1 protein-coding gene is annotated in these 21,101 nt (G+C 74.4%); it reads left to right on the forward strand.

What is annotated here, in order from left to right; genetic code table 11:
• The first annotated feature begins 3 nt into the window (after positions 1-3).
• The gene (locus tag ACZ6BG_RS36525) at positions 4-21,093 is read left to right on the forward strand and encodes a non-ribosomal peptide synthase/polyketide synthase (protein WP_469010239.1); all 21,090 of its coding nucleotides are present in this window, start codon (positions 4-6) and stop codon (positions 21,091-21,093) included.
• Positions 21,094-21,101: the final 8 nt, after the last annotated feature.

Raw genomic sequence — 21,101 nt, forward strand, 5'->3', positions numbered from 1 at the left:
GCGATGGTCCTGGACCTGCCCGAAGGCATCAGTGCCGAGCAGCTCACGGCCACCCTCTCGGCCGTGTTCGACCGGCATGACCTGCTGCGGGCGCGCCTGGTCGAGGACGGCGGGGGTGGTCTGGAGGTCGCCGCGGCCGGGAGTGCCGATGCCGCCTCGCTCCTTACGCGGGTGGAGTGTGACGGGGAGTGGGCGAGCGAGGCCTGGCACGCCTCTGTGATGGCCGAGCTCGACGCGGCTGCGGCCTCGCTGGACCCCGAGAGCGGGGTCGTCGCGAAGTTCGTGTGGTTCGCCCCCGCCGACGACGGCGCCGGGGCGGGCAGGCCGGGGCGGTTGCTGGTGGTGTTGCATCACCTGGTGGTGGACGGGGTGTCCTGGCGGATCCTGATGCCGGACCTGGCCGTGGCCTGGGAGCAGGTCCGTGGCGGGCGCACCCCGCGGCTCGCGCCGGTGGCGACCTCGATGCGGGCCTGGGCGCATGCCCTGGCCCAGGAAGCCGCCAGCGACAAACGGGCCGCGGAGCTGGAGTTGTGGCAGAAGATCGTGGAGGGCCCCGACCCGGTCCTGGGCACACGCCGTCTGGATCCGGCCGTGGATGTCATCGCGACGCTGACCAAGACCCGCGTCCAGCTTCCCGCTGCCCTGACCGAGGCGCTCCTCACGAGTGTTCCGGCGGCGTTCCACGGCGAGGTCAACGACGGCCTCCTGGCCGGTCTGGCTCTGGCGCTGGCCCAGTGGCGCCGCACCCGCGGCACCGAGGAGTCTTCTTCCCTGATCCGCCTGGAGGGCCACGGGCGTGAGGAGGCCGCCGCGCCGGGCGCGGACCTCTCCCAGACCGTGGGCTGGTTCACCAGTGTCTTCCCCGTCCGCCTCGACCTCGCCGGCGCCGACCTCGATGACGCCTTCCGTGGCGGCCCCGCCGCCGCCCGCGTCCTGAAAACCGTCAAGGAACAGCTGCGCGCGATCCCGGACAAGGGCATCGGCTACGGGCTGCTGCGCCACCTCAACCCCGACACCGCGCCGGTGCTGTCCGCGCACGGACACGGCCAGGTCGGCTTCAACTACCTCGGCCGTTTCTCCGCGCACAGCGACATGCCCGCCCACGCCCAGAACCTCGGCTTCACCCAAGCCACCGACGTGGAGGAACTCGCGGAACTCGACGCCGCGCAGGACCAGGCGATGCCTGCCCCGGCCGAGATCGACATCAACGCCTCCGTCACCGACACCCCCCAAGGCCCCCAGCTCACCGCCCTGTTCACCGCCCCCGCCGGCATCCTCACCCAGGAGGAAGTCCGCGAACTCGCCGGCCTGTGGTCCGCCGCCCTGGAAGGCCTAGCCCGACACGCCACCCAGCCCGGCGCGGGCGGCCTGACCCCCTCCGACATCCCCCTGGTCACAGCCACCCAGAGCGACATCGAAACCTGGGAAGAGCACTACCCCGGCCTCTCCGACGTCTGGCCCACCTCCCCCCTCCAATCCGGCCTCCTCTTCCACACACTCATGGCCGACGACACAGAGTCCTCCTTCGACGCCTACCAGGTGCAATACGCCCTCCAGCTCTCCGGCCGGATCGACCCGGCACGGATGCGCGCCGCCGGACAGGCCATGCTCGACCGCCACCCCGCCCTGCGCACCGCCTTCGTCAACGACGCATCCGGCGACCTCGTCCAACTCGTCGTCGACGGCATCGAGCTGCCCTGGCAGGAGGTCGACCTCAGCGGCCCCGACCAGACCTTGGAGGACTTCCTCGCCGAGGATCTGAAACACCACTTCGACCCGCTCCGACCGCCGATGCTGCGGCTCTCCCTCGCCAAACGGGACGAGGAGCGGCACGAGCTGGTCCTCACGGCGCACCACGCGCTGTTCGACGGCTGGTCCCTGCCCCTGCTCGTCCAGGACCTGCTCAGGTGTTACGCCGACGACGGCACCGGCCCGACGGAGCCGCCCGCACGGACGTACCGCGACTATCTCGCCTGGCTCGCCCAGCAGGACCCCGAGGTGTCCGCCGAAGCCTGGCGGCGCGAGCTGGACGGCGTCGACGAGCCGACCCTGCTGGCCCCCGGCGTCCGGGCAGGAGCCGACAGCGCCGGGATCGGCCAGGTCTCCGTACCGCTGTCCGCGCCGCGGGCCCGGGAGTTGGCGCGGCGGGCGGCCGAGGCGGGCGTCACCCTCAACACCGTGGTGCAAGGCGCCTGGGGCATCCTGCTCGGCCAGTTGACGAACCGTCAGGACGTGGTGCTCTCCGCCACGGTGGCGGGGCGGCCGCCCTCCATGCCGGGGGTGGACTCGATTGTCGGGATGTTCCTCAACACCCTTCCCGTACGCGTCCGTTGTGCCCCGGCCGACAGCTTCGCCGATCTCCTGACCGGCCTCCAGGACCGGCAGGCCGCCCTCCTGGACCACCACCACTACGGCCTCACCGAGATCCATGAGGCGACCGGCCTCAAGGCACTGTTCGACACCCTCGTCGGGTTCGAGTCCTTCCCGATGGACCGGGCGGGCATCGCCGAGGCGAGCGCGGCGGCGGGGATCACCGTCTCCGGAATCCGCGCGTTCACCGCGAGCCACTACCCGGTGGCCGTCTTCGTCTACCCGGACGGGGAGCACCCACGGCTCGACGTCCAGTACCAGCGGAGCGTCTTCGACCGGGAGACGGCCGACGACCTCGCCGCCCGCTTGGCCCGTGTCCTGCGGCAGTTCGCGGCGGACCCCGCCCTGCCGGTCGCCGCCGTGGACGTCCTGGAGCCCGCCGAGCGCCGCCGCGTGCTGGAGCGCGCCCGCGCGGCCACCGAGCCGGTGCCCGACCGCACGGTGCCGGGGCTCGTGTCCCGGCAGACGGCTCGTACGCCCGAAGCGGTGGCGGTGGCCTGCGGCGACGTGACGTACACGTACCGGGAACTGGACGCGCGGGCGGACCGGCTCGCGCGGGAGCTGATCGCCCGGGGCGCGGGCCCGGAGACCGTCGTGGGGCTGGCCCTGCCGCGCTCCGCGGACCTCGTCGTCGGCATGCTCGGCATCCTCAAGTCCGGCGCCGGATACCTGCCGATCGACCCCATGTACCCGAGCGCGCGCCTCGGCTTCGTCCTCGCGCAGGCGCGGCCGCGGCTGCTCCTGACCGACGCCGGGACCGCCGCTGCGCTGCCCGCCTCCGACGTACCGCGGCTGCGCCTCGACGAGCTGGCCCTCGACGGCACCCCGACAGCGCCGGTCACCGACGCCGACCGGCCCGCGCCGCTCGGCCCCGACCACATGGCGTACGTGATGTACACGTCGGGCTCCGCCGGTACCCCCAAGGGTGTCGTCATCACGCACGCCAACGTGGTCAACGGCGTGACGCAGTTGGCCGCGCGGGTGGGCTGCGGTGCGGGGGTGCGGGTGCTCGCGGGGACGTCCGTGAACTTCGACGTGTCGGTGTTCGAGACGTTCACGACGCTCGCCATCGGCGGCACCGTCGAGGTCGTCCGGGACGCCCTTGCCCTGGTCGAGCCCGGCGCGCCGGCGGTGGACGTGGTCAGTACCGTGCCGTCGGTCTTCGCCGAGATGGCCGACCGGATCGCCGAAGGGACGGTGGCCGGGGGCGCCTCCGACGGGCCGGGCGCGGGCGGGCGCGCCCCCCGCTCCGTGCCGGACACGCTGGTGTTCGCCGGTGAGTCGCTGCCCGCGTCCCTGGTGCGCCGGGTCCGCGAGGCCATGCCCGGCGTGACGGTCGTGAACGCCTATGGCCAGAGTGAGACCTTCTACGCCACCGTCTTCGTGCTCGCCGCCGACGCCGAGTGGCAGGGCGTGGGCGGCGCCCCGATCGGCACACCGCTCGGGAACATGCGCGCCTACGTCCTCGGGCCGACCCTCAGGCCCGTTCCGCCGGGTGTGGTGGGCGAGTTGTACGTGGCGGGCAACATCGGCCGCGGCTACCACGGCCGGGCCGCGCTCACCGCGGACCGCTTCGTCGCGGACCCGTACGGCCCGGCCGGTGACCGCATGTACCGCACCGGGGATCTGGCCCGCTGGAACGCCGACGGGCAACTGGAGTACCGGGGCCGCGGCGACACGCAGGTCAAGGTGCGCGGCTTCCGCATCGAGCCCGCCGAGGTCGAGGCGGCCCTCACGGCCCACCCGGAGGTGGCGCAGGCGGTCGTGGTCGCCCGCGACGACGGAGGTCCCGCGGGGCGGCGCCTGATGGCGTACGTGGTCCTCGACGGCGACGCGGCGTGCGCGAGGGACGGCGCGGCGGGGCTGCGGGACTTCGTGTCGGGCAGGCTGCCCGGCCATCTCGTGCCGTCGGCGTTCCTGGCCCTGGAGCGACTGCCGCTGGGCCCGAACGGGAAGGTGGACCGGGGCGCGCTGCCGGAACCCGAGTTCGCGGGTGCCGGGTACCGTGCGCCCCGCACCCCGCGCGAGGAGGCGCTGTGCGCCCTGTTCGCGGAGGTCCTCGGCGTACGCCGGGCCGGGATCGACGACGACTTCTTCGACCTCGGCGGGCATTCGCTGCTCGCCGCCAAGCTCATCAGCCGCATCCGCACGGTCCTCGGCGCCGAGGTGGCGCTGCGCACCCTCTTCGCCCACCCGTCGGTGGCGCGTCTCGCCCCGGCGCTCGCGGACGGGCCGGACGCACGGGTGCCACTGGTGCCCGCCGCGCGGCGGCCGGAGCTGCTGCCGCTGTCGTACGCCCAGCAGGGGCTGTGGTTCCTGCACAAGCTCCAGGGCCCTTCGGCGACGTACAACATGCCGTACGTCCTGCACCTCACCGGCGCGCTCGACGTCCCGGCCCTGGAGTCGGCGCTCGGTGACCTCGTCGCCCGCCACGAGCCGCTGCGCACCCTCTACCCGGCGATCGGCGGCAAGCCCCACCAGCGTGTCCTCGACCCGCGGGAGGCCAAGGCCGGCCTGCCGGTGGCGGAGGTCGGCGAGGAGGAACTGGCCGCGGCGGTCGCCGAGGCCGCGCGGCACACCTTCGACCTGTCCGGCGAAGTACCGCTGCGGGCGCGCCTGTTCACGCTCGGCGCGGAGCGGTCGGCGCTGGTGCTCGTGTTCCATCACATCGCCGTCGACGGCTGGTCCCTCGCGCCGCTCGCCCGGGATCTCAGCACCGCCTACACCGCCCGGCTCGCGGGCGCCGCGCCCGACTGGCCGCCGCTGCCAGTGCGGTACGCCGACCACACGCTGTGGCAGCGCGAACTCCTCGGTGACGCGGACGCCCCCGACAGCCTCCTCGCCCGGCGGCACGCCTACTGGGCGGAGCAGCTCGCGGACCTGCCCGAGCAGGTCACCCTGACCGGCGACCGCCCGCGCCCGGCCGCCCTCGCCCACACCGGCGACACGGCGACGTTCACCCTCGACGCCTCGCTGCACCGCGGGCTCGTCGACCTGGCCCGGTCGTCGGGCGCCACGCTCCACATGGTGCTCCAGGCCGCAACGGCGGCGCTGCTCACGCGGCTCGGCGCCGGTACGGACATCGCCGTCGGCAGCGGCAGCGCGGGCCGCGCCGACGACCAACTCACCGATGTGGTCGGCATGTTCGTCAACACGCTGGTGCTGCGCACGGACACTTCAGGCAACCCGGCGTTCGCGGACCTTCTCGCCCGGGTACGGGAGACGAGCCTGGCCGCGTACGCCCACGACGTGCCCTTCGAGACCCTGGTCGAGCGGCTGAACCCGCGGCGCTCGACGTCGCGGCACCCGCTGTTCCAGGTCGCGCTCACCTTGCAGAACAACGAGGAGGCTCGGTTCGAGCTGCCGGGGCTGCGGGTGCGCGCCGAGACCGTCGGCACGGGGACATCGCGGTACGACCTGCTCCTCAGTGTGTCCGAGGCCTTCGCGGGGGCGGGAGCGGGGGGCTCGGTGGCTTCGAGGGATTCGGGGGGCTTCGAGGGCCGCGGGACGCCCGCCGGGGTCACCGTGGACGTCGAGTACTCCACGGAGCTGTTCGACGCGGCGACCGTCGAGGCGTTCGTGGACCGGTGGCGGCGGTTCCTGACGGCCGTGGTCGCCGACCCCGGGGTGCGCGTCGGTGCGGTCGACCTGCTGACCGGGGCGGAGCGGCGCCTGCTGCTGCCGCCCGTGGAGGAGGGGCCGCACTCCGATGCGGCGGCCCAGGACGCGGCGACACCCGGCGTGATGACGCTGCCGGAGCTGTTCGAGGCGCGGGTCCTGGCCCACCCGGACGGCGCGGCGGCCATCGACGGCCAGCACTCACTGACGTACCGGGAGTTGAACGAGCGCGCCAATCGGATCGCGCACTGGCTCATCGGGCGGGGCGTCGGACCCGAGCAGGTGGTCGGGGTCGTCCTGCCCCGCTCCTGCGAGCAGTTGGCCGTCGTCCTGGGCATCGCGAAGGCGGGCGCCACGCACCTGCCGGTCGACCCCGCGTACCCGGCCGACCGCATCGCTTTCCTCGCCGAGGACGCGCGACCGGCGCTGATCCTGACGGACCGGGCCACGGCCGAGGAGCTGCCGCCGGGGCTGCACGGCACCCTCGGCGGCGCGGGGGGACCCGGTGAGCCCGGTCCACCCGGTGGGCCCGACGGCCTCGGTGGGCCCGACGGCCTCAGCAACCGTGGCGGCTTGGGCGGCCTCGTCACGATCGACGCGCCCGACGTCCGCACGGCCTGGCAGCAGGCGCCCGCCTCCGACCCCACGGACGCCGACCGCACCGCGCCCCTCACCCCCGCGCACGCCGCGTACCTCATCTACACGTCGGGCTCCACCGGCCACCCGAAAGGCGTCACCGCCACCCACACCGGCCTCGCCGGGCTCGGCGCCGCGCTGGCCGAGCGCGCCCGCGTGACCCCCGGCAGCCGCGTCCTCCAGCTGTCGTCGGTCAGCTTCGACGCGTCGGTCCTCGAACACGCGATGGCGTTCCGCGCCGGTGCCGCCCTGGTCATCCCCGTCCAACCGCGGCTGGTCGGCGATGAGTTGGCCCACGTTCTGGCCGACCAGCGCATCACCCACGCCTTCATACCGCCCTCCGTCCTCGCCACCCTCCCGCCCGAGGCCCCGGCCGCCCTCACCGATCTGCGCGACCTCGTCGTGGGCGCGGAGGCCTGCCCGCCGGACCTGGTGGCCCGCTGGTCGCCGGGGAGGCACCTCCTCAACGGCTACGGGCCGACCGAGATCACCGCCCTCGCCACGATCAGCCGCCCCATGACGGGCGACCGCGTCCCCATCGGCTCGCCGCTCCCCCGCACACGCCTGCACGTCCTCGACGAACACCTCGCCCCCACCCCGCCCGGCACCCCCGGAGAGCTGTACGTCGAGGGCGCCGGGCTGGCCCGCGGCTACCTCGGCCGGACCGCGCTCACCGCATCCCGCTTCGTCGCCAACCCTTATGGCGCCCCCGGATCCCGCCTCTACCGCACCGGCGACCTGGTCCGCCGCGCCCCCGACGGCCAGCTCGAACACCTCGGCCGCAGCGACGAACAGGTCAAGGTCCACGGCATCCGCATCGAACCCGGCGAGATCCAGGCCGCGCTGACGGCACATCCCGGGGTGGCCCAAGCGGTCGTGACCGTGCGGGAGGGCAACGGGAACCGGCAACTGGTGGGCTACGTGGTGCCGGTGGGGTCGTCTGGAGCGGCGGGATCGTCGGCATCTGTGGAGCACCAGTACCTCAGCGGCCTGGACGTCGACCTGGCCACCGTGGTCTCCAGTCGTGACCTGCGCCGCTTCCTCGCCGCACGGCTGCCGGAGTTCATGGTGCCCGCGGTGTTCGTGGTCCTCGACGGGCTGCCGCTGACTCCGAACGGCAAGGTGGACCATCGGGCCCTGCCCGAGCCGGAGTTCACCGGCGGCGACCACCGTGCGCCGCGCTCGACGGCGGAGAAGGTCATCGCCGGGGTCTTCGCCGAGGTCCTCGGCCTGGACCGGGTCGGCATCGACGACGACTTCTTCGCCGTCGGCGGCGACTCCATCCGTTCCATCCAGGCCGTCTCGCGGGCCCGCGCCCAGGGTGTCGAGATCACGCCGAGGCAGATCTTCGAGTGCCGCACGGTGGCCGAGCTGGCCGACGCCGCGGCGGCGCGTGAGGGCTCGGGCGTCGGTACGACCCCGGCGGACCTGGAAGTTCTGGAGAAGCTGGCGGAGCTGGAAGGGGGCGGTGTCGGCTGGATGCCGCTCCTGCCCGTCGCCCGCTACATGACGGCCGAACTCGGTTCCCACATCGGCCGGTTCTCCCAGTCCACCGTCCTCGACCTGCCCGCGGGCATCGACGAGGCGGGCCTCCTCGCGACCCTCACGGCCGTTGTCGACGCCCACGACGTGCTGCGCTCACGCTTGATCACCGAGGGCGAGGGGGGCCTAGTGGTCGCTGCGCCCGGTTCGGTCGACGTGGCGCCGCTGGTGCACCGGGTGGAGTGCGACGGCGAGTGGTCGGCGGAGGCCTGGCAGCGGCTCGCCGCCGCCGAACTCGACGCCGCCACGGGCCGGTTGAACCCGGCGGCGGGGGTGATGGCGCAGTTCGTGTGGTTCGACACCGCGGGTGTCGAGGCGGCCGGGCGGCTCATCGTCGTGCTGCACCACCTGGTGGTGGACGGTGTGTCCTGGCGCATCCTGGTGCCGGACCTGGCCGCGGCCTGGGAGCAGGTCAAGGCGGGCAGGGCGCCGGAGCTCGCACCCGTGGCGACCTCGCTGCGCCGCTGGGCGCACGCCCTGAAGGACGAGGCGCACAGCGAGACCCGGACCGCCGAACTCCCCTTCTGGCAGAGCGTGTTGGACGGCCCAGACCCCGACCTGGGCGCGCGCCCCTTCGACAGCGCCGTGGACACCGCGGCCACCGTGGACCACCTCTGGGTGGAGCTGCCGGTGGCGGTGACGGAGTCGCTCCTGACGACCGTCCCGGCCGCGTTCCACGGCGGCGTCAACGACGGCCTGCTCGCCGCGCTCGCCCTCGCGGTGTCGCGCTGGCGGGACGAGCGGGGCGTGTCGGAGTCCTCGACGCTGATCCGCCTCGAAGGCCACGGCCGCGAGGAGCACATCGTTCCCGGCGCGGATGTGTCCCGTACCGTCGGCTGGTTCACCAGCATGTTCCCGGTACGTCTGGACGTGGCGGGGCACGACGTGGCGGAGGCGTTCGCGGGCGGCAGGGCCGCGGGGTCGGTCGTCAAGGCGGTCAAGGAGCAGCTGCTGTCCGTACCGGACAAGGGCATCGGCTTCGGCCTCCTGCGCTACCTCAACCCGGACACGTCCCGCGTCCTGGAGGGGCGGCCGACGGGCCAGATCGCCTTCAACTACCTGGGCCGGTTCTCCGCCGACGACATGCCCGAGGAACTGCGCGGCCTCGGCTGGAGCATCGCCCCCGACACCGACGCGCTCATCGCCGACCTCGATGCGGAGATGCCCGCCCTCGCGACGGTCGAGCTGAACGCGTACGTCACGGACGGCGCGGGCGGCCCCCGCCTGCGTGCCCGGTTCGGCTTCCCTACCGGTCTGCTCGCCGAGGACGAGGTGCGCCGCCTGGCGGACCTGTGGTGCGAGGCCCTGGACGGCCTCACCCGCCACGCCGCCACCCCGGACGCGGGCGGCCTCACGCCGTCCGACGTGCCGCTGGTCGGTGTCGAGCAGTCCGACATCGAGGTCTGGGAGGCGGCGTACCCCGGCCTCACGGACGTATGGCCGCTGACCCCGACGCAGTCGGGCCTGCTCTACCACAGCATGCTCGGCGACACCGAGCACGACGCCTACCAGGTCCGCCTGGTGCTCCACCTGTCCGGGCAGGTGGACCCGCGGCGCATGCGCGCGGCGGGGCAGGCGCTGCTGGACCGGTACGCGAACCTGAGGTCGGCCTTCGTGCACGACTCGGCGGGCGAGCCGGTCCAGCTCATCGTCGACGGCGTCGAACTCCCCTGGAGCGAGGCCGACCTGAGCGGACTGCCCCCGCACGAACGCGAGGCCGCCCTCGAAAGGCTCCTCGCCGAGGACCAGGTCACCCACTTCGACCCGGCCACCGCGCCGCTGCTGCGGATGTGCCTGGTCAAGCTGGACGACAACCTCTCCGAGCTGGTCTTCAGCGCCCACCACGTGCTGTACGACGGCTGGTCCTTCCCCATGCTCATCCAGGACCTCCTGCGCCTGTACGGCTCCCACGGCGACCCCGCGGACCTGCCGCGCGTGCGCAGCTACCGCGAGTTCCTGGCCTGGCTCTCGCAGCAGGACCGGGGCGAGGCGGCCCGGGCCTGGGCCCAGGAGCTGGACGGGGTCGAGGAGCCGACGATGCTGGCTCCGGGCGCCTCGGAGGAGCAGGGCGGCCTGGACATGGTCGAGGTGCCGCTGCCCACCGAGGACGCCCGCACCCTCTCGCGGCGCGCCTCGGAGCTGGGCATCACCCTCAACACCCTGGTGCAGGGCGCCTGGGCACTGACCCTCGGCCAGTTGACGGGACGCCAGGACGTGACCTTCGGCGCCACCGTCTCCGGACGCCCTCCCTCGGTCACCGGCGTCGACACCATGGTCGGCCTGTTCATCAACACCCTGCCCGTCCGCGTCACGGCCGACCCCGGCCAGACCCTCGCCCAGCTCCTCACCGGCCTCCAGGACCGCCAGGCCGCCCTCCTCGACCACCACCACTACGGCCTGTCGGACATCCAGCAGGCCGTCGGCCTGGACTCCCTGTTCGACACCATGATCGGGTTCGACTCCTATCCGATCGACACCGTCTCCCTCGCCGACGCGTACTCGGCGGCGGGTGTCGCGGTCACGGGTCTCAGCGCGGTGAGCGGCACGCACTACCCGCTGACGGTGGTGGCCGACGCCGAGCCCCGGCTGCGCCTTCTCCTCCAGTACCAGCACCACGTGTTCGACCGTGCCGCCGTGGTCGCCGTCGCCGAGCGGTTCGCCCGGGTCCTGCGGCAGTGCGCCGACGACCCGCAGCTGCCGGTGGGGCGCCTGGACACGCTGTCGCCCGCCGAGCGGGAGCGGGTCCTGCACGAGTTCAACGACACCGGTCTGCCCGTACCGGAATTGACGCTGCCTCAGCTGTTCGACCGGCAGGCGGCGGCCACGCCGGACGCGGTCGCCGTCACGCACGGCGGCACGTCGTGGACGTACCGGACGCTCGCCGAGCACGCGAACCGTGTCGCGCACTGGCTGCTCGCCCAAGGTGTCCGCACCGATCAGCTCGTGGGGACCGCCCTGCCCCGCTCGGCCGAGCTGATCGCGGTGCTCCTCGGCATCGCCAAGGCGGGCGCCGCCCATCTGCCCCTCGACCCCGATTACCCGCCCGACCGCATCGCCCACCTGATCGCCGACGCCCGCCCGGCTCTCACCCTCACCACCCGCGCCACCGCACCCGGCCTGCCCGAGGGCCTGCCCACCCGGGTCGTCGCCGTGGACGCGCCGGACGTGCGGGCGGCGTGGGAGCGGGCGGCCGCGACGAGCCCCGGTGACGCCGACCGCAGCGCGCCCCTCACCACCGCCCACACCGCGTACGTCATCCACACGTCGGGCTCGACGGGGCGGCCGAAGGGTGTCGCCGTCACCCACGCCGGGCTCGCGGGCCTCGGTACGGCCCTGGCCGCGCGGGCGCGGGTCGCCCACGGCAGCCGGGTGCCGCAACTGGCGTCCGCCGCCTTCGACGCCTCCGTCCTGGAGTACACGATGGCGCTGTGCGGGGGCGCCACCCTGGTCGTACCCGAGCAACCCCGGCTCGTGGGCGAGGAGTTGGCGCGCTTCCTGGTCGAGCAGCGCGTCACGCACGCCTTCATCCCGCCCTCGGTCCTCGCCACCCTGCCCGCCGACGCCCCGCGTGCCCTCACCGAGCTGCGGGGGCTCATGGTCGGCGCCGAGGCGTGCCTGCCCGACCTCGTCGCCCGCTGGGCGCCCGGACGACGGCTCCTGAACGCCTACGGCCCCACCGAGGCCACTTCGGTGGCCTCCCTCAGCGAGCCCCTGACCGGCGAGAGCGCCCCCATCGGCACCCCACTGCCCCACACCCGTCTGTATGTGCTCGACCCTCGGCTGAACCTCACCCCGCCGGGAGCGCCCGGCGAGCTGTACATCGAGGGCGCCGGACTGGCCCGCGGCTACCTCGGCCAACCTGCCCTCACCGCAAGCCACTTCGCCGCCAACCCCTACGGACCACCCGGCTCACGCCTCTACCGCACCGGAGACCGCGTCCGCCTCGCTCCCGACGGACAACTCCACTACCTCGGCCGCACCGACGACCAGGTCAAGATCCGCGGCTTCCGCATCGAACCGGGCGAGATCCAAGCCGCCCTCACCGCCCAACCAGCGGTTGAACAAGCAGTCGTGACTACTCATCAGGCCGAAGCGGGCGACCTGCGGCTCGTCGCGTATGTAGTGCCCGCTCCGTCGGCGGATCTGTCCGTGGCCGCGCTGCGCGACGCGCTGACGGAGCGGCTTCCGGCACCCATGGTCCCGTCGGCGTTCGTCACGCTCGACGCGATCCCGCTGACGGTCGGCGGGAAGGTGGACCGGAGTGCGCTGCCCGCGCCCGAGCGGGCCTCGGGCGGTGCGGGGCGGGCGCCGCGCTCGCCGCGCGAGGAGACGTTGTGCGCGCTGTTTGCGGACGTCCTGGGCGCGGCGGCCGTGACCGTCGACGACAGCTTCTTCGACCTGGGCGGGCACTCCCTGCTCGCCACGAAGCTCATCAGCCGCATCCGGACGGCCCTCGGCGTCGAGGTGGCGCTGCGGACGCTGTTCGCGCACCCCACGGCCGCGGAGCTCGCCGCCGCGCTGGGCGACGGCGGTCCGTCCCCGGCGCAGCCGCCCCTGGCGCGTGCCGACCGGCGGCCCGCGCGGCTTCCGCTGTCGTTCGCGCAGCGGCGCCTGTGGTTCCTGCACCGGCTCGAAGGGCCGTCGGCGACGTACAACATGCCGTTCGTCCTGCGCCTCGGCGGTCAACTCGACGTCGCCGCGCTGGAGTCGGCGCTGCACGATGTCGTCGCCCGGCACGAGACGCTGCGCACCGTGTTCCCGATCGCCGACGGTGAGCCGTACCAGCACGTCCTGGACCCGGGAGAGGCGCGGCCGCCGCTGCGGACGCGGCGGGTGCCGGACGAGGAGTTGCCGGGCGCGCTCGACGAGTGCGCGCGGTACGCCTTCGACCTGGCCGCCGACCTGCCGCTGCGGGCCTGGCTGTTCGAGGTCGGTCCGGACGAGCACGTCCTTTCCGTGGTGGTCCATCACATCGCGGGCGACGGCTGGTCGCTCGCGCCGCTCGCGCGGGATCTCGCCGCCGCCTACACCGCGCGGCGTGCGGGCGGCGCGCCGGACTGGGCGCCGCTGCCGGTGCAGTACGCGGACTACACGCTGTGGCAGCACGGGCTCCTCGGTGACGCCGACGACCCGGGCAGCCGGTTCAGCGAGCAGTACGCGTACTGGGCCGGGCAGCTCGCCGGGCTGCCCGAACAGGTCACCCTCCCCGCCGACCGGCCGCGCCCCGCCGCCCTGTCCGGCCGCGGCGACCTGGTCCGGCTCTCCCTGGACGCCGGCCTCCACCAGGGCGTCACCGACCTGGCGCGCAGTGCCGGAGCCACGCCGTTCATGGTGCTCCAGGCCGCGATGGCCGCGCTGCTCACCCGGCTCGGCGCGGGCACGGACATCCCCATCGGCAGCGGTGTCGCGGGACGCACCGACGAGGGCCTGAAGGACCTGGTCGGCCTGTTCGTGAACACGCTGGTGCTGCGCACGGACACCTCCGGCGACCCGGCGTTCGCCGACCTGCTCGCGCGGGTGCGGGAGACGAGCCTCGCGGCCTACTCCCACCAGGACGTCCCCTTCGAAAGCCTGGTGGAGCGGCTCAACCCACAGCGCTCGCCCTCCCACCACCCGCTGTTCCAGGTCGTCCTGGTCCTGCAGAACAACGAGGAAGCGCGGTTCGACCTGCCGGGTCTGCGGGTGCGCACCGTGACCACCGGCACCGGCACGTCCCGCTACGACGTGCTGCTCAGCCTGTCCGAGACCTTCCGGGACCGGACCACGCCCGCCGGGGTCACCATCGACGTCGAGTACTCCACGGAGCTCTTCGACCCCGCCACCATCGAGGTGTTCGTCGCCCGCTGGGAGCGGCTGCTGCGGGCCGTGGTGGCCGATCCGGGGCTGCGGATCGGTGCCGCCGACCTGCTCACCGGTGCCGAGCGCGCGGAGCTGCTGGCGGCGCCGGGGCGGGCCGGGGTGGACGTGCCGCCCCCGGCGACCTGGCCCGAGCTGTTCGAGGCCGCGGTGCGGGCGGCGCCGCACGCCACGGCCGTGGAGTCGGGCAAACTCCTCTGGTCGTACGCGGAGTTGAACGAGCGGGCCAACCGGATCGCGCACTGGCTCATCGGGCAGGGCATCGGCCCCGAGGACCTGGTGGGGGTGGCCCTGCCCCGCTCGTGCGAGCAGGTCGCGGCCGTCCTCGGCATCACCAAGGCGGGCGCCGCCCACCTCCCGATCGACCCGGAACACCCGGCGGACCGCGTCGCCCACCTCGTCGAGGACGCGCGTCCCGCGCTCGTCCTCACCACCCGCGAGACCGCCCGCCGCCTGCCCTCCGACCTGCCCGCGCGCCTGGCCGCCGTGGACGCCCCGGAGACACGCGCGTCCTGGGCCCGGTCCACCGCGACCGACCCCACCGACGCCGACCGCACCACCGCGCTCACGCCCGCCCACCCCGCGTACGTCATCTACACCTCGGGCTCCACCGGCCGCCCCAAGGGCGTCGTCCTGACCCACGCGGGCCTGGCCCCGCTGCGCGCCACCCAACTGCGGGACCTGACGCCGGGCCCGGGCGCACGGGTGCTCCAGGCGGCGTCCACGGGCTTCGACGTGGCGGTGTGGGACCTGCTCACGGGCCTGACGACCGGCGCGACGCTGGTCCTGCCCGCGCAACCGCGGGTCGCCGGGGACGAGTTGGCGCTGACTCTGGCGGGCCGCCGCATCACACATGTCACGCTGCCGCCGTCCGTCGTCGCCACCCTGCCCGCCGACGCCCCCGAGACGCTCGGCGAGCTGCGGGTCCTGACAGTGGCAGGGGAGGCGTGCCCGCCGGACCTCGCGGCCCGGTGGGCGCCCGGCCGCCGCCTCCTGAACGGCTACGGCCCCACGGAGATCACCTGCGACGCCACCATGGCGCGGCTCACCCCCGGCCCCCGCGTGCCCATCGGCACCGCCGCCGTCGGCGCCCGCCTGTACGTCCTCGACGAGCGCCTCGGCCTCGCCCCGCCCGGCGTCCCGGGCGAGCTTTACGTGGCGGGTCCCGGCCTTGCGCGCGGCTATCTGGGGCGGACCGCGCTGACGGCGGAGCGGTTCGTCGCCGATCCGTACGGGCCCGCGGGCTCCCGCATGTACCGCACGGGCGACCTGGTCCGGCGGGCCGCCGACGGGCAGTTGGAGTATCTGGGCCGCGGCGACGAACAGCTCAAGATCCGCGGGTTCCGCGTCGAGCCCGGTGAGGTCCAGGCGGCCCTCGCCGAGCAGCCCGGCGTCGCCCGCGCGGTCGTCACCGCCCAGGACACGGACGCCGGTGACCGGCAGCTGATCGCGTACGTGGTGCCCGCCACCGACGACGACACCGGCGAGCGCCACCTCACGCAGTGGCGACGCGTCTACGACGCCGTGTACTCCGAGGCGCCCGACGTGCCGCTCGGCACCGGCTTCCACGGCTGGAACAGCACGTACACCGGCCGTCCGCTGCCCGTCGAGGAGATGCGGGAGTGGCGCGACGCCACCGTCGCCCTCGTCCGTGAGCACCGGCCGCGCCACGTCCTGGAGATCGGCGCGGGTTCGGGGCTGCTCGTGGGGCCGCTGGCGCCGGACGTGGAGTCGTACTGGGCGACGGACCTGTCCGCCGCGGCCGTGGACCGGCTCGCCGCGCTGACCGGGCACTGGGACCACGTGCGCGTACGCCGGCAGCCCGCGCACGACTTCTCGGGGCTGCCCGCCGGGCACTTCGACACGATCGTGCTGAACTCGGTGGTCCAGTACTTCCCCGGCCACCCCTATCTGACGGGTGTCCTGGACCAGGCCCTGAGGCACCTCGCGCCCGGCGGCCGCGTCATCGTCGGCGACGTCCGCCACCACGGGCTGCTGCCGGCCCTGCGGACCGCCGCGCACGCGCCGCGCGACGGGGTCACGACGACGCCGGGACTGTACGACGCCGTGCAGCGCTCCGTGCTCACGGAGGAGGAACTCCTCGTCCACCCCGGCTACTTCACCGCCTACGCGCGCCGCCACCCGGGCACCACGGGCGTCGACATCCGCCTCAAGCGGGCCGCCGCGCACAACGAACTGAGCCGCCACCGCTACGACGCCGTCCTGCACACCACGCCCCGCCCGGCCGACCTAGGCACCGCACCCGCCCGCCCCTGGCCCGTGGACGGCGGCCCCGCCGACGTCGCCGCCACCCTGTCCGCGCTCACGGCCGCCGTCGAAGGACCGCTGCGCGTCACCGGCATCCCCAACGCGCGCCTCACCCGCGAAGTCGCCGCGCACCGCGCCGCGTCGGGCCACACGCCGCTGGAGCACATCCGGCAGCTCCTCGCCCACGCCGACACCGGGGCCGTCGACCCCGAGGACGTCCACCGCTGGGCGCGGGAGCGGGGCCGCACGGTCCGCACCACGTGGAGCGGGCACGCCCTGGACGCCTTCGACGCGGTGATCCTGCCGCCGGGCGCCGACGGAGCGCACGTCGGCACGTACTCCTGCCCCGCCCCGCCCGCGGTGCCCGCCAACTCCCCGGCGGGCACGGCGGCGACGGCGGACCTGCTCGCCGCCGTGCGGCGGCGCCTGAAGGACCGGCTGCCCGCGCCGATGGTGCCGTCGGCGCTCGTCCCCATCACGGAGGTGCCGCTCACGCCCAACGGGAAGATCAACCACCGGGCGCTGCCGGGCCCCGACCACCGTTCCGCCGGGGACGGCCGGGCTCCGCGCACACCCCGTGAGGAGATCCTGTGCGCCCTGTTCGCCGAGGCCCTCGGGCTGCCCGCGCCCGTCACCGTCGACGACGACTTCTTCGACCTGGGCGGGCACTCGCTCCTCGCCACGAAGCTCATCAGCCGCATCCGCACGGCCCTCGACGCCGAGTTGCCGCTGCGGCTGCTCTTCGCCCACCCCACGGTCGCCGGGCTCGCCCCGCACCTGGACACGGCCCCGCACGCGCAGAACCCGCTGGCGCCCGCGGTGCGGGGGCCCGAGCGGCTTCCGCTGTCCTTCGCCCAGCAGCGCCTGTGGTTCCTGCACCAGTTGGAGGGCCCGTCGCCGACGTACAACATGCCGTTCGTCCTGCGTCTCACCGGTGACCTCGACGTCCCGGCCCTGACGGCGGCGCTCGGCGACGTGGTGGCGCGGCACGAGACCCTGCGCACCGTCTTCCCTGTCACCGACGGCAAGCCCCACCAGCACGTCCTCGACCCGCACGAGGCACCGCTGGACCTGCCCGTGCGGCAGGTCCGCGAGGACGAGCTGACGGCGGCCGTCGCGGCCGTGGCGCGGCACGCCTTCTCCCTGACCGACGAACCGCCCCTGCGCGCACGGCTGTTCACCCTCGGCCCGACGCGGTCGGTGCTCGTGCTCGTGCTCCATCACATCGCCGCCGACGGCTGGTCCCTGACCCCGCTCACCCGGGACCTCACCACCGCGTACACCGCGCGGCGCGCGGGCGGCGCGCCGGACTGGGCGCCGCTGCCGGTGCAGTACGCCGACTACACGCTGTGGCAGCACGACCTCCTCGGCGACGCCGACGACCCGGACAGCCGCTACGGCAGGCAGCACGCCTACTGGGCCGAGCGGCTCGCCGGGCTGCCCGAGGAGGTGACCCTGCCCGCCGACCGGCCGCGCCCGGCCAACTCGGCCCACACCGGTGAGTTCGCCCGGTTCACTGTGGACGCGCGCCTGCACCAGCGGGTGACGGAGCTGGCCCGATCCGCCGGCGCCACCGTGCAGATGGTGTTCCAGGCCGCGATGGCGGCGCTCCTGACCCGGCTCGGGGCGGGCGACGACATCGCGATCGGCACACCGGTCGCGGGGCGCGCCGACGCGGGCCTCGACGACCTCGTCGGGTTCTTCGTGAACACGCTGGTGCTGCGCACGGACACCTCGGGCAACCCGGCGTTCGCGGATCTCCTCGCGCGGGTGCGGGAGGCCAGCCTCGCCGCGTACACCCATCAGGACGTGCCGTTCGAGAGCCTCGTGGAGAAGCTGAACCCGCGGCGCTCGGCGTCCCGGCACCCGCTGTTCCAGGTCGCGCTCGCCCCGCAGAACAACGAGGAGGCCCAGTTCGACCTGCCCGGCCTGCGGGTGCGCACGGAGGGCGCGGCGACCGGCACGTCCCGGTACGACCTGCTGCTCACCCTGTCCGAGACGTTCGAGGGCCGGGCGACGCCCGCGGGTCTGGTGATCGGCGTCGAGTACTCCACGGAGCTGTTCGACGCGGCGACCATCGAGGCGTTCGTGGACCGCTGGCGGCGGCTCCTCTCAGCCGTGGTCGCCGACCCCGCGCTGCGCATCGGCGACGCCGATCTGCTCACGACGGCGGAGCGGGACCTGCTCCTGGCTCCTCGGGAGCAGCCGGACGAGGCCGGGGTGGAGCCCCTGACCCTGCCCGCGCTCTTCCAGGCCGGGGCGCAGGCGACGCCGGACGCGTCGGCGGTCGTGGACGGGCCGCGCACCTGGTCGTACGGGGAGTTGAACGAGCGGGCCAACCGGATCGCGCACTGGCTCATCGGGCAGGGCATCGGCCCCGAGGACCTCGTGGGCGTGGCCCTGCCCCGCTCCGGCGAGCAGATCGCCGCCGTCCTCGGCATCGCCAAGGCGGGCGCCGCGCATCTGCCCGTCGACCCGTCCTACCCCGCCGACCGCATCGCCTTCCTCACCGCCGACGCCCCTCCCGCGCTCGTCCTCACCGACCGCCCCACGGCCCGGGACCTCCCCCCGGAGCTGCCCGCGCGCCTGGTCCGCCTCGACGCGCCCGACGTGCGCGACGCCCTGGCGCAGGCGCCGACCGCCGACCCCACGGACGCCGACCGGGCGACGCCGCTCACTCCCGCGCACCTCGCGTACGTCATCCACACGTCGGGCTCGACGGGGCGGCCGAAGGGCGTCGCGGCCACGCACTCGGGTCTCGCGGGGCTCGGCACGGCGCTTGCCGTGCGGGCGGAGGTGACCGCCGACAGCAGGGTGCTTCAGCTGTCGTCGGCGAGCTTCGACGCGTCCGTCCTGGAGTACGCGATGGCCTTCCGCGCCGGGGCCGCCCTCGTCGTGCCCGGCCAACCCCGGCTCGTGGGCGAGGAGTTGGCGCGCTTCCTGGTCGAGCAGCGCGTCACGCACGCCTTCATCCCGCCCTCGGTCCTCGCCACCCTGCCCGCCGACGCCCCGCGTGCCCTCACCGAGCTGCGGGGGCTCATGGTCGGCGCCGAGGCGTGCCCGCCCGACCTCGTCGCCCGCTGGGCGCCCGGCCGACGGCTCCTCAACGGCTACGGCCCCACCGAGACGACGGCCCTCGCCACGATCAGCCGCCCCCTGGCGGATGGCCGCGCGCCCATCGGCGTACCGCTGCCGCGGACCCGTCCGCACGTCCTCGACGAGCATCTGGGCCTCACGCCGCCCGGCACCCCCGGCGAGCTGTACATCGAGGGCGCCGGACTGGCCCGCGGCTACCTCGGCCAACCCGCCCTCACCGCAAGCCACTTCACCGCCAACCCCTACGGACCACCCGGCTCACGCCTCTACCGCACCGGAGACCGCGTCCGCCTCACCCCCGACGGACAACTCGAATACCTCGGTCGCACCGACGACCAGGTCAAGATCCGCGGCTTCCGCGTCGAACCCGGCGAAGTCCAGGCAGCACTCACCGCCCATCCTGCCGTTGCTCAGGCCGTGGTGACGGCTCGTCAGGCCGAGGCGGGCGACCTGCGGCTCATCGCGTACGTCGTGCCCGCCGTGCCCGGCGAACTGCCCTTGGCCGACCTTGGCACCGCACTCCAGGAACAACTCCCTGCGCACCTGGTCCCGTCCGCGATCGTCCCCCTCGACGCCATCCCGCTCACCCCGAACGGGAAGGTCGACCGGCGTGCCCTGCCCGCGCCCGGGCTCCCCGCGACCGCCGGGGGGCGGGCGCCGCGCTCGCCGCGCGAGGAGATCCTGTGCACGCTGTTCGCCGAGGTCCTCGGCATCGGCGAGGTCGGCGTCGACGACAGCTTCTTCGACCTGGGCGGCCACTCGCTGCTCGCCACGACCCTCATCAGCCGCATCCGCACGACCCTCGGCGCCGAGGTGCCGCTGCGCGTCGTCTTCGTGCACGCGACGCCCGCCCGGCTCGCCGCCCACCTCGACGACGCCACGGACGGCGACAGCTCCCTGGACGTGCTGCTTCCGCTGCGCACCGGCGGGGCCATGCCGCCGCTGTTCTGTGTGCACCAGGGCGGCGGCGACAGCTGGAGCTACGCCCATCTGCTGCCGCTGCTCAGCGCCGACTTCCCCGTCTACGGCCTGCAGTCACGGCTGCTGCGGCACCCCGACGACGTGCCCGCGAGCATCGACGAGATCGCGGCGGACTGCGTCGCGCAGATGCGGCGCGTCCAGCCCACGGGCCCGTACCACCTGCTCGGGCACTCCTTCGGCGGCATCGTCTCGCACGCCATGGCCGCGCTCCTGGAGCGGTCCGGCGAACGCGTCGAGGTCATCGTCTGTCTGGACAGCGAACCCGCGCGGCCCGTCCCGGACCACGAGCTGGAGCGGATGGACGACACCGGCCGCATCTACGCGACGCTGCTCGAACTGATGGGCGCCGAGCCGGACACCGACCGCCTCACCTACGAACAGTTCACGGAGGCGGCGAGGACCACCGGCACGGCGCTCGGCTCGCTGTCCGAGGAGGAGGTGGCGGCGCTGGTGCGGCGGACCCGGCACTTCGTGCGGCTGGCCGGGCGGCACCGGCACGAACGGGTCGCCGCCGACATGCTCCTGTTCGCGGCCACCGACCGGGAGCCGCCGCTCGTCACCGCGGAGATGTGGCGCGGGTACGTCGCCGGGGACATCACCCGGCACCTCGTCCGCTCCAAGCACCACACCCTCGTACGGCCGGACGTCCTGCGCTCGCTCGTGCCGGTCATCGAGGAACGGCTGCGGCGGTCCGCCGGGGCGCCGGACGGGCCGCGGTCCGCGTGAACGCCGTC

This window comes from Streptomyces sp. NPDC041205, from assembly GCF_055591765.1.

What these genes read in the sequence shown, in the direction of transcription:
- ACZ6BG_RS36525 (WP_469010239.1), top strand. Translation starts at nt 4, where the DNA reads ATGGTCCTGGACCTGCCCGAAGGCATCAGTGCCGAGCAGCTCACGGCC.